The following is a 12,044-nucleotide window of genomic DNA, read 5'->3' as shown; positions in this document are numbered from 1 at the left end:
AAAAATATGAACTTTCGCCATAGTAGCTCAAACTATCAGCTATCCCAAGTGTCTATAGATGAAAGCAAAAATACCTAACTTAGCCGTGTGGGGTCGTTTGTGCTTGAAATGAGACCGAGTCACCCATATTTAAGTTTCATTAATTTAGGAGAAAGTATGTTTCGGATTTTATTTGTACTGTTTATTGTGGTGCCGATCATTGAAATTGCGCTGCTTATTCAAGTGAGTGACATCATCGGAGGATTTGCGACGATTGCGTTGGTGATCTTAACCGCAATTCTTGGTGCAAAGCTGGTAAAACAACAAGGCCTGAGCGCATATAGTAATGTACAAGGTCAAATGGCGCGTGGTCAGATGCCGGCCAGCGAACTGTTTACAGGGTTGTGTGTGATAATCGCTGGTGTATTACTGATGACACCAGGGATCATGACCGATGCACTTGGCTTTATGTTATTAACGCCCGCCATTCGCTCAAAACTGGCGGGTGCATTGATGAAGCAGATGACCGTTAAAATGCACACGACGATGCAGCAGTCGCAACATGCTTACTCTGAGCATGAGCAGGCACAGCCCTTTGAGCATAACGAACAAAGCTCAAAGCAGCCTTCCCATCACTCATCGAACACCATTGAAGGTGAGTACGAGCGAAAAGATTAAAAAATTTTAGTTTTTTGACTTGGGTTTTAAAAGTGCCATCCCCATAAATGATGGCAACTTAGTTTTAAAGAATTTTTCTGTAGTTGTTCAGAAACTGTTAGGAGAACATAACAAATGAACATTCGTCCTTTACATGATCGCGTAATCATCAAGCGTCTTGAAGAAGAAACAAAATCTGCTGGCGGTATTGTATTAACTGGCTCTGCCGCAGAAAAGTCAACTCGTGGTGAAGTTATCGCTGTAGGTAATGGCCGCGTGCTAGACAATGGTGAAGTAAGAGCGCTTGAAGTAAAAGCAGGCGATACCGTGCTATTTGGCTCTTATGTTGAAAAAACTGAAAAGATCGAAGGTCAAGAGTACCTGATCATGCGTGAAGATAACATTTTGGGCATTGTAGGCTAATCCTACTTTTCACTTTTCAAATTAACCAAATTTAATAGGAATTTATATCATGGCAGCAAAAGAAGTTTTATTTGCAAACGATGCTCGCACTAAGATGCTAGCGGGTGTAAACATTTTAGCAAACGCAGTACGTGTTACTCTTGGTCCTAAAGGTCGTAACGTCGTTTTAGACAAATCATTTGGCGCACCGGTTATCACCAAAGATGGTGTTTCAGTGGCTAAAGAGATCGAACTTGAAGACAAGTTTGAGAACATGGGCGCACAAATGGTTAAAGAAGTTGCATCTAAAGCAAACGATGCAGCGGGTGACGGTACAACAACTGCGACAGTACTAGCACAGTCTATCGTAAACGAAGGTCTAAAAGCGGTTGCCGCAGGCATGAACCCAATGGACCTTAAGCGTGGTATCGACAAAGCGGTAGCGGCGGCAGTTGCTGAGCTTAAAGAACTATCGGTTCCATGTGCAGACACTAAAGCGATTGCTCAAGTAGGTACAATTTCTGCAAACTCAGACGTTGAGATCGGTGACATCATTGCAAACGCAATGGAAAAAGTAGGCCGTGAGTCTGGTGTTATCACAGTAGAAGAAGGTCAGTCGCTAGAAAACGAATTAGACGTTGTTGAAGGTATGCAGTTTGACCGCGGTTACCTATCACCTTATTTCATCAACAATGCTGAAAAAGGTGCGGTTGAGCTAGATAACCCACACATCCTATTAGTTGATAAGAAAATCTCTAACATTCGTGAGTTACTACCGACGTTAGAAGCGGTTGCAAAAACCAGCAAGCCACTCCTTATCATTGCTGAAGACCTAGAAGGTGAAGCACTGGCAACACTCGTTGTGAACAACATGCGTGGTATCGTTAAAGTTGCTGCGGTTAAGGCACCTGGTTTTGGCGACCGTCGTAAAGCGATGCTACAAGATATCGCAATTCTAACTGGCGGTACGGTTATCTCTGAAGAAATCGGCCTAGAGCTTGAAAAAGCAACTGCTGAAGACTTAGGTACAGCTAAGCGCGTTGTGATCACCAAAGACGATACAACTATCATCGATGGTGCTGGTGAGCAAGAAGGCATTGACGGCCGTGTTGCACAAATCAAAGCACAAATCGAAGAAGCTACTTCAGACTACGACAAAGAGAAGCTACAAGAGCGCATGGCTAAACTTGCAGGCGGTGTAGCTGTTATCAAAGTAGGCGCTGCAACAGAAGTTGAAATGAAAGAGAAAAAAGACCGCGTTGAAGATGCACTACATGCAACTCGCGCAGCGGTTGAAGAAGGCGTAGTACCGGGTGGTGGTGTTGCACTTGTACGTGTGGCAAACAAGCTTGTTGACTTATTAGGTGACAACGAAGACCAAAACCACGGTATTAAAGTAGCACTTCGTGCGATGGAAGCGCCACTTCGTCAAATCGTATCAAACGCAGGTGACGAAGCATCAGTCGTTGTAAACAACGTTAAAGCAGGTGAAGGTAACTATGGTTACAACGCTGCAAACGGCGAATACAACGACATGATCGAGATGGGTATCCTAGACCCAACTAAAGTAACGCGCTCTGCACTACAATTTGCAGCATCTGTAGCAGGTCTAATGATCACTACTGAAGCAATGGTTGCTGAACTACCTAAAGATGAGCCAGCCGCTCCAGATATGGGCGGCATGGGCGGTATGGGTGGCATGGGCGGCATGATGTAGTAAAAATCGGTCCAAATCGCTTTTTATAAAAACCCTAACAGTTTGATGTTAGGGTTTTTTTGTGTCTGAAATTTGCTCAAGCGTCATTATTTAAGGGGTATAAAGTGGGGTATCGATTTAACGCCCATGTGTTGTCTTTAGAGCGTAAAAGTGGGCAGCAAAGTTTTGCGTTACTTTCTTTTAATGCCTCATGCTAAGAGAAGTGGGTATATGTATCCACTGAACTTTTAGGGAGGATTTCTTTAGCGATACCAGCTTGACTAGAGCGCCACTTATATCGTGGCGTCTATTATTATCTATCTGAATACGCGTGGCGATAGGCTAATTAACTACAGCATCCAGTTTCCATTGTTCAAACTTGGCTGTTTTGCTCAATGCCTCTACTTGCTCTAAAAATTGCTTGTGCAGACGCTTGCAGCCTTCCAAATCATCGTTAATCGCGGCCTTCTCTAGCTCAGCACAAACTCGCCCAATACCTATTGCGCCAACATCACCTGCTGCACCTCGAAGCCTGTGGCTTGTAATGCGAATATCGTTCAGGCTTTGCTGTTCAACTGCTGATTGAATTTCCTCTATTCGCTCAGGCAAAGAGTCTAAGAACATTTTCACAAGCTGATTATGTAGCTTTTTATCTCCCATCAGTCGAGACAGTACATTTTCTATATCCCAAACATCAGCATCTTTTTCTAACCTGTCATCTTTTTCACTCGGGGAGCTAGGTTTACCATTGCTATCAGTATTTACACGCTCAGGGGGAGATTTGGCATTTTTGTTATTGTCGGGAGCATACTTTGTTATCGCTTGGGTAAGCGTGTTGATTGTCATTGGTTTAGCGATGTAATCGCTCATGCCAGCCGCTACACACTTGTCTTTTTCGCCCGACATTGCATTGGCAGTCATTGCAATAATGGGAATATCTACATAACGTTTACCAGCATCTCCGCGTCTGATTGACTTTGTTGCTTCGTAACCATCCATGTTTGGCATGGAGCAATCCATGAGCACTATATCAAGCTCAGAAGCATGCTCTTTGAGTGTAGCGATTGCCTGTAAGCCATCTTTCGCCGTGGTAATATTTATCTCAAGTGGCGCTAAAAAGCCTTTTAACACTTCGAGATTAATGTCGTTGTCATCAACCGCTAGAATATTGAGCCCGTGAATGCGCTCTAAACTTGCGTCTAGAAGCTCTATTGAGCTGTTTGTGGCCGTTAAAGCTGAGGTTGACGTACTTGCACTTGAGCTTGAAGACTGTAGCTTATTGCTCAACTCTGAAAGGGTGATTGGCTTGTCAATCAAGATGGCTGGCTCATAGTCGATTTCAATATTATTTGAGGCGGGTGCCTTCATGAGCGCGACTTTACAGCTACCTTGTGGATATTGTTGCCATTGTTCAAACCAATGAGATAAGTTAGGTATGTTGTTGTCGATTATCAGCCAGTCACATGAATGACCAACTAATGCACTTTTTAAATCCTCATTGGCTTGATGGTGTATTTGTACTTCACTGGCGCCTAACCTTTTTAAGATAGCTAAGGCACTTTTACATACCACTTCGTTTTCACAAGCAAATATAACGTTTTTTTCAGCGAGTATTTTAGGTACTGATAATGCTTGGCAGCTGTTTTTTTCATACTTTAGCTGCAACGTAAATGTACTTCCCACGCCCTTTTCAGACCCAAATGTAATATCGCCATTCATTAGCTCGGCTAACTGTTTAGAGATTGATAACCCTAACCCTGTACCACCGTACTTTTGTGATGTTCCTGACGTTTCTTGATCAAACTTTGAAAAGATTTTGTCGAAGTTTTCTTTTGCTATGCCAATTCCGGTATCGATAACGTCGATGCGTACTTCAACTTGGTCATCGTCTATAGCGTAACTACTTGCTTGTAGCGTGACATTGCCATTTTCTGTGAATTTAATGGCGTTACCTATGAGATTAAACAGGATTTGATTGAGCCTCAAAGCGTCACCGTCCACAACTCGGTGTTGTAATTTTTCGATGTCTAAAATCAGCTCAGTTGAACTATCAAATGCTCTCACAGCCAAAGACGCCATGACATTTTCAAGTAACCCGAGTAGGTCAAATGGTTTGTTGTCTATTTCTAGCTTGCCAGCTTCAATCTTAGATAAATCAAGTATATCGTTGACCAAAGTGGCAAGGCTTTCAGCGCTACTTTGCGCCATTTTCATATACTGTTGTTGCTTTTTACTGAGGGCTTCACGGTTAATGAGGCTTAACATACCAGAGATACCATTGAGTGGTGTTCTCATTTCATGGCTGATGTTAGATACAAAGGCGCTTTTCACGTCACTGGCTTTAAGTGCCTGCTTATGTGCTTGGGCTAATTCAGAGGTGCGCTCTTGGATTTGCTTTTCTAATGACGCGTTAATACTGACGACTTTTTCTTGCGCGATACGCTCTTGTGTGATGTCTTGCAGTATCAATGCAACGCCAATGAGTTTGGGTGTGCCCGTCAAGTCAGCCTCTTTTGCAGGAGAAACAACCATATTGTAACTGCGGTGTTCGTTGTCTATCTCTATGTCGACCTCTTCTTGAATCGATGCTCCAGATTCAAGAACATGGAGTAATTTTTGTGGCAAATCGCTTAATTTGTCCCCGATAATATGATTAAGCTTATTGCCCACCACATAGTCTTCAGACACACCAAATAGCTTACTTGCAGCTCTATTCCACGTCATGATTTGCCCGCTCGAATCAAGCGCTATAATCACATCTAATGACCCGTTCACAATTGCTGAAAACACCGAACGGCTTTCCGCTAACTTATTCTTGTTATAGTACTGGAAGCTTAAAACAACGATGAAAATGGCCACTAACGTTAAAACAATAACAATCAACGCATACGTTGATAAGCGGTTATCATAGACTAGCTGGTTGTAGGTTTGTTCGGGAGCGTAAGATATTGCAATGAGAGACTGGCTAGCCGCGCCCTTAGTAAGCGGGACCTCAACAGCCTTTGCGAATATCGCCTCACCTTGCCAACTCAATTCAAAGGCCTCTGAAGGGCTGATACCCACATGAACCATATGAGGCCACACCAGTTCGGGTTGCAAGTCAGCTGAAAAGCGAAATTGCTCTTCAGGGTGCCAAATAATTTGTCGTTGTTGATTTAAAATAATGATTTTGCTGGTGTCTTTATTACCCATATTCAGTTCAGAGAGTAGCCCCTTTGGGTTTACATTCATGACTAAAAAGCCAAACAAGGCATTATTGTCATCAAAGATAGGTTTAACAAATCGCTGAGCTAATCGATAAGGAAACTCAAATTCGCCATGCTCTTTATTTAAACTAATAGGAGAAATATATAACTGATTACGCTTTAATTTAGCGCTAGTTTTCATGTAACTCGATTGTGATTTATCTTGTAACAGGTTACCGCCATACACTTCTATGCGCCCCGAAAGACGGTCTACGCGGATAATTTCCATCCCTTGTGCATTTATCACTCGTAACTGATCCAACTCTGGGTGGTTTTTTAGCATTGAAACAAAAATGGTTTCTAATCTAATCTTCCATTGCTCTGTGGTTGTATTGTCTTTGGGGTCAAAACCATCATTGTTAGATGCTCGTGCAAGTCCTGATATGGGGGGAGTGGCATATAAAAATTGGATGTCTTTTCGTCGCGCATCAATGCCATCATTAACTTTTTGTTTAGCCGATAGCAAAGTAAACTGAAGTTCATCCGATACCTGTTCAAGGGCGTTTGTTTTTATTCTTTGGTCAGTAAAGTAGATAAGCACACTTATTGCGAGTGTGAACACAATACTGATTGGTGTCACTAGTTTATTAAAAACTGATCGTTTCATATATTCTGCTCCTTGCTCTGCACTTACTATTACCGGCTTTAATTAGATTTATTGGTAGTGAGTAACAAAGCCTCAAACTCACGCTCAGGAAGGGGTTTGCTAAATAAATAACCCTGACCTAAATGGCAGTCTAGCTCTATTAATTTGTTTTTGTGCGCTTGCTCTTCGATGCCTTCGCCAACTATCTCTAGCTCTAAAGACCGTGCCAGTTGTACGATTGCTTTGACAATATCCAAGCTTTGCGAATCAGACAGCATGTCACGTACAAAAGATTGGTCAATTTTAAGTACATCTACTGGTAACTGCTTGAGATAAGACAAACTAGAGTAACCCGTGCCGAAGTCATCAATTGCAATAGACAACCCTAACTCTGACAGTTTCGACAAAATGGCGTTGGTTTCATCAAAGTCGTGTAGCAAGGCACTTTCTGTCACTTCTAGCTCCAAAAATCGGCTTTTTAATCCAGAGTTTTCTAGTGCGTTCATCACCTTTTCAAAAAAGCTGGCGTCCGAGAACTGCTTAGCCGCGATGTTAACGGCAATAGTGATTGGATAGCCTTTTTCTGCCCATAGCTTTGCCGCTCTACAGCTTTTAAGTAAAATCAGGTAACCCAGCTCATTAATCAGACCGGTTTCTTCTGCAAGCGGGATAAATGACATAGGTGAAATGAACTCTCCGTTATCATTTTTTAGTCTTACTAGAGCCTCTGCGCCTATTAGCCTATCTGTACTTAGCTCGAACTTGGGTTGGTAAAACACGTCAATGTCTTCGTGGTCAATTGCTTTTCGTATTAAGCGCAGCATCTCGTGCCTGTCATTGAGCGATTTGTCTATATCTTCAGAATAAAACGAGTACAGATTATGGCCTCGCTCCTTTGCTTTATACATTGCAGCATCGGCATGGGTCATTAATTGTTCAGCGGTTGTCGCATCGTTTGGCATCAAGCTAATGCCAATGCTCACGGTAAGCGTCACCTCTTCTGAGGGCGTGTTAAAAGGAATGCTCATCACTTCGATTATTTTCACACCAACAGAGTCAACGTACGCACTTGATGCTGCGTTAGGTATGAGCAACACAAACTCATCTCCGCCAACTCTGGCTAATGTGGCGTTTGGTTCTGTTATAGACTCAAGCCTTTTGGCAACCTGCTTAATAATCGCATCTCCCTGATAATGTCCGAGGCTATCATTTATATACTTGAATTGGTCTATATCTATTAAATATACCGCTATTTGTGTTGTAAGCGCTCGACATGCTTGGGTTATTCTGTCGTGTAATAGGATACGGTTGGGTAAATTAGTGAGTTGGTCATAATTGGCTAAATGACTCATTTTCACAGAAAGTGCAATGGTTTCACTGACATCGCGAAATACTATAATTGCCCCTATCACTTCTTTGTTGTTATTTCTAATCGGTGCCGCTGAGTCTTCGACGCGATAAAGTTGGCCGTTTATGCTCGTCAGCTGGCTATTCAAAGCCATCGCCACGATTCTATTTTCTTGTAAGGCTAAGGTGATGGGGTTAAAGCTTTTTTGTTTTGTGGTTGCGTCAGCCAAATCCATGACCGTATCAATGCTCTTACCTTTTGCATCATCTAAGTTCCACCCAGTTAACCGCTCAGCAATTGGATTCATAAAGGTCACGCATTCATTGGTGTCGGTCGCAATGACCGCATCACCAATTGAGTTGAGGGTGACTAGCAGCCTTTCTCGTTCCATGTCCAGTGCAAGCTCTGCCGCCTTGACTTGAGAAACATCCGTTAAAGTCACTAAATAACCAGAAACTTCATTTTGAACACAGCGCTTTGTGATACACACTTGAACGTACTGAATGACCAGCTCTAATGAGGTAATGTCCAGAACATAGGTCAGCTCAGGTTGGGCATATTCAATGTGTGCTTTTATCGATTGCGCCAAGATGAGCGGTAGCCCTTCATCAATAGCTAACCCCTCAACATCTCTGGCTGCTTTTTCAAACCAACTACCATCAAAGTCATTACAAAACTGACAGACTAACTGACAATCCCAGTAAGAAATGTATGCCGATAATTGCTTAACTAAGTCATCAATGTCTCTTTGCGCGCTGGCAATAATCGCCTCTTGGCGTTTTAACTTTAGGTGGTTTTGCACTCTAAGCTGACACAAACGTGCATCAACGGGTTTGCGTAAAAAGTCTATGCCACCCACCGTTAGTGCTTGGTATTCAATCTCTGTATCTTTATGAGATGTCACAAAAATCACAGCGCTATGCGCTGTGCGTTCAGATGACTTGAGTGCTCTACATACTTCAATGCCGTTAAGTTCGGGCATATCAATATCAAGCAATACTATGTGATAACTGTTTTGCTGAGCGAGCGTAATGGCTTCTTTTGCACTTGGGCATGTGTCTACCTGAGCACAGTCTTTTAAAACCTCCGCTAGCACAACCAAGTTAATTGGTTCGTCATCCACCACAAGTACGCGCGGCTTAAACTCCGTTTCGGATATGAATCTCATCGTTAAACACGCTCTGCTACCATCCTAGAATAAGTTATTAGTGACATAACTCTAAGCTATACTAACTTTATTCTAGCTGCATATATCAAAGGTTCTAGTTTGTGTGGCAACAATCACTCTATACAGGTAAAAATAAGTGACTTATCTTGGCAGCCCGATAATAAAGCACCCTAAAGATTCTCGCGTGTTAATTGTTGATGATGAGCCAGTCAACCGCACGCTAATGGAGAGCTGTTTAAACACCTTGTTTAACGTGATGGTGGTAGATAGTGCCGAAGCAGCGCTTGCTCATTGTGAAGCGACACCGCCTGATTTGATTTTGATGGATCTCGTGCTTCCACACATGTCTGGGTTACAGGCTTGCCAAGCGCTTAAACGAAATCGAGACACTCAGCATATCCCCATCATCATGGTTACTTCTAGTGAGGACGAAACGGCACAAAATAAGTGCTGGGATGCGGGATGCTCTGATTTTATCGCAAAGCCAATAAACGGAATAACATTACGAAATCGCGTAAAAATACACTTAAATTATAAACACCAAACAGAAGCGCTACAGCGCCTTTCATACATTGATGGGTTAACTGGCGTTAATAACAGAAACCTTCTAGCTCAACTGTTACCAAAATATTTGCAATTGGGCGAGCGAAATAAGCTACCGACAGGTGCTTTAATGATAGATGTAGATTGGTTCAAACTATATAACGATACTTACGGCCATTTAAAGGGCGATGAGGTTTTAAGGCTTGTAGCACAAACTATAGCAGATAACTTGCACCGCCCATCTGATCTGTTATTTAGATATGGCGGCGAAGAGTTTTTAGGGTTACTTGCTGATACAGATCACAACGGAGTTGCTCACGTAGCCAAAATGCTCAACAAAAAAGTGCGAGAACTGGCTATTCCACACGAAAAGTCACCCTTTGGCATTTTAACAATCAGTATTGGTTGCGCTGTTGCTACACCAAACCAAGGCATCAAAGGCGAAAAGCTTCTGCAACTGGCTGACAACTACCTGTATAGAGCCAAACAAAAAGGCAGAGATGCGGTTGAAGTGCACGTGTAGGGGGGCTCAAAAAATGCAGGCAGACATAGAGGTATTGTAATGCCATAAATAAGAACGGTTCATAGCGTAAAGTAAATGAGCACCTTTTGAGTAAGTATGATACTTAATGAGTCGAGATGTGGGTAACTATTTGAAAATAAATAAATTTATCCTTTATTTCACTCTAGGGGTATAAAGTGGGTATCGTCACTTTTTCCCATGTTAATAGTGTAATTAAAACAAAGATTTAAGCTCTATATGGGCGGCATGATGTAGTAAAATAGGTCCAAATCGCTTTTTAGGAAAACCCTAACACATTGATGTTAGGGTTTTTTTGTGTCTGAAATTTGCTCAAGCGCCATCATTTTACGGGAATAACGTGGAGGGGGTAAAAGTATTGGTTTGATAAACTCAACAATGATGAGAAAGTTATCGTGTTGAAATTATTATTAAAAATTATGATGTGGCGCAAAGTGATGCAATTTTACCCTTTAGGGTACTCGCACTTTTGTTCAATTAGGGTACACTGTCCGTACCGCTATCAGATATATTTTTATAAATAGTACATCTGAATTTATCCAATTTTCAAAAACAGTTATATGGAGCTAATTGAGTGAAACTTGTTTTGAATGTCTGTTTTGTTACTTTCATTATTCTTTTTTTTGCGGCTATTCCAAACGCAAATGCAAATAACTTCAAACTAAATAAATCGCGTATTGTTTTTGAGCAAGATGATCGCAGAGCGGAATTAAAGATTTATAACGAATCTAACAGGTTACAAAGTTATAGGATCTTGTTGACTGAAATGGAAATGAATCAAGAGGGTAACTTAGTACCTGTAGAGGAATATACCTATTCAGCGAAAGAGTATTTACGTGTAGGTCCAAGGATTGTGCGAGATATTCCACCAAACAGCTTCGCACGTATCAAATTGATCAAAAAAGGGGTAAAAGAGCGTGGTGAGTTTCGCTCACATCTACTCATCGAGGCAATAAAAACAGAAGTAGCGAAGCAAGTAGCGGGCGTTTTTATTCAGCCTAACATCAAGTATGTGATCCCTGTGTTTGTGCGCAATTACCCAGATGAAGAAAAGGCTAGCGTTGTGCTGGAGAAGCACTTTGTAGACAAAAACACAAAAGCATTATCACTGACGTTTAAACGTGAAGGCTTAGGCTCATATAGTGGCAACTTGGTTGTCAAAGATATGAACGGAAAAGAGCTATATCGTGTTAATCAGGTGAGTATTTACCCAGAGCTACAGCGAAGAACTTTTAATACGACCATTTCTGCGGATGAGTCAAAACAGCCTTTATCGGTTGTATTTGAAAGCCTTGAACAAGGCAATGAGATTCAATTTCAATCAAATATTTAATGTGCTTAGACAATACGGATGTGAGTAGCATGAGAAAAATAATATCACTTGTATTTTTAGCTTTGATGGTAGTAAAGAACGTGAGCGCCAGAGAGTTTGGCATCAATGTTAACTTTGAAACGCAAAGTACCCCGTTAGAAATCACTGAGCGCAAATCAATGGAGTTTCCCGATTTGATTGCCGATAACGCAACCAAAAATGGCGCGAAATGTGAAGTCTACGGAGTTGTCAACTCGGGTACTAATGAAACGTCTCTTTGCCCTGGCCAAATTGGCCGCATGGGGGAATTCAAAATTTCTGGTGCGCCAAATGGGGCGGTGACAGTAACCCATACGGCTGATCAGACCATCAGCGGGCTAAGATTTTCAACCAATTCGAGTGCGCAACCTGTACTTAAACCACTGACTTTAGATTTGAAAGGGGAAGCGATATTTTTTGCGGGTGGCGTTATTACCTTGGTTGACAAAAGTGCTGCACAAACGAATGCTTACCAGTTTTTCTACGATGTGTCTGTGGCATATCAATAACACAAAAACACCAAAACAT

Annotated in this window: 8 protein-coding genes; 6 read left to right on the top strand and 2 right to left on the bottom strand. The window is 42.0% G+C overall.

Translation table 11 applies throughout. The features are described 5' to 3' along the window. The first annotated feature begins 156 nt into the window (after positions 1 to 156). The 3 genes from L1070_RS08925 to groL all read left to right on the top strand — a co-directional run bounded on the left by L1070_RS08925 (position 157) and on the right by groL (position 2,755). Positions 157 to 657, top strand: coding sequence for an FxsA family protein (locus L1070_RS08925; protein ID WP_237125300.1), 501 nt, complete (start codon positions 157 to 159; stop codon positions 655 to 657). Positions 658 to 771: 114 nt separating this feature from the next. Beyond that, entirely contained in the window at positions 772 to 1,059 is a 288-nt protein-coding gene (locus L1070_RS08920) for a co-chaperone GroES (protein ID WP_070986334.1), read from the top strand. 49 nt (positions 1,060 to 1,108) lie between these two features. Further along, positions 1,109 to 2,755: a chaperonin GroEL gene (gene groL / locus L1070_RS08915; RefSeq protein ID WP_237125299.1), complete on the top strand. Its 1,647-nt coding sequence runs from the start codon at positions 1,109 to 1,111 to the stop codon at positions 2,753 to 2,755. A 321-nt stretch (positions 2,756 to 3,076) separates the two neighbouring features. Here the strand turns inward: groL and L1070_RS08910 are convergent, their stop codons facing one another. Both L1070_RS08910 and L1070_RS08905 read right to left on the bottom strand, forming a co-directional pair. Then, the gene (locus tag L1070_RS08910; protein ID WP_237125298.1) at positions 3,077 to 6,586 is read right to left on the bottom strand and encodes an ATP-binding protein; all 3,510 of its coding nucleotides are present in this window, start codon (positions 6,584 to 6,586) and stop codon (positions 3,077 to 3,079) included. Positions 6,587 to 6,624: 38 nt separating this feature from the next. Beyond that, a complete protein-coding gene (locus L1070_RS08905) occupies positions 6,625 to 9,081 on the bottom strand; it encodes an EAL domain-containing protein (RefSeq protein WP_237125297.1) in 2,457 nt (818 codons plus the stop codon). A 136-nt stretch (positions 9,082 to 9,217) separates the two neighbouring features. Between L1070_RS08905 and L1070_RS08900 the strand changes: the two genes are divergently transcribed. The 3 genes from L1070_RS08900 to L1070_RS08890 all read left to right on the top strand — a co-directional run bounded on the left by L1070_RS08900 (position 9,218) and on the right by L1070_RS08890 (position 12,025). Further along, positions 9,218 to 10,147 (top strand): diguanylate cyclase, encoded by a 930-nt coding sequence (locus L1070_RS08900; protein ID WP_237125296.1) that lies wholly within the window; start codon positions 9,218 to 9,220, stop codon positions 10,145 to 10,147. 592 nt (positions 10,148 to 10,739) lie between these two features. Continuing rightward, complete coding sequence (locus L1070_RS08895) at positions 10,740 to 11,498, top strand: hypothetical protein (RefSeq protein WP_237125295.1); 759 nt, start codon at positions 10,740 to 10,742, stop codon at positions 11,496 to 11,498. Positions 11,499 to 11,527: 29 nt separating this feature from the next. Beyond that, on the top strand, positions 11,528 to 12,025 hold the full coding sequence (locus L1070_RS08890; protein ID WP_237125294.1) for a hypothetical protein: 498 nt from the start codon (positions 11,528 to 11,530) through the stop codon (positions 12,023 to 12,025). Positions 12,026 to 12,044 lie beyond the last annotated feature (19 nt).

Source organism: Pseudoalteromonas sp. MMG022, assembly GCF_021654245.1.
Classification (GTDB): domain Bacteria; phylum Pseudomonadota; class Gammaproteobacteria; order Enterobacterales; family Alteromonadaceae; genus Pseudoalteromonas; species Pseudoalteromonas amylolytica.
Note: the sequence above shows the minus strand (reverse complement) of the source record. Positions and strands in the feature narration are given on the sequence as shown.

What these genes read in the sequence shown, in the direction of transcription:
- L1070_RS08925 (WP_237125300.1), top strand. Translation starts at nt 157, where the DNA reads ATGTTTCGGATTTTATTTGTACTGTTTATTGTGGTGCCGATCATTGAA.
- L1070_RS08920 (WP_070986334.1), top strand. Translation starts at nt 772, where the DNA reads ATGAACATTCGTCCTTTACATGATCGCGTAATCATCAAGCGTCTTGAA.
- groL (WP_237125299.1), top strand. Translation starts at nt 1,109, where the DNA reads ATGGCAGCAAAAGAAGTTTTATTTGCAAACGATGCTCGCACTAAGATG.
- L1070_RS08910 (WP_237125298.1), bottom strand. Translation starts at nt 6,586, where the DNA reads ATGAAACGATCAGTTTTTAATAAACTAGTGACACCAATCAGTATTGTG.
- L1070_RS08905 (WP_237125297.1), bottom strand. Translation starts at nt 9,081, where the DNA reads ATGAGATTCATATCCGAAACGGAGTTTAAGCCGCGCGTACTTGTGGTG.
- L1070_RS08890 (WP_237125294.1), top strand. Translation starts at nt 11,528, where the DNA reads ATGAGAAAAATAATATCACTTGTATTTTTAGCTTTGATGGTAGTAAAG.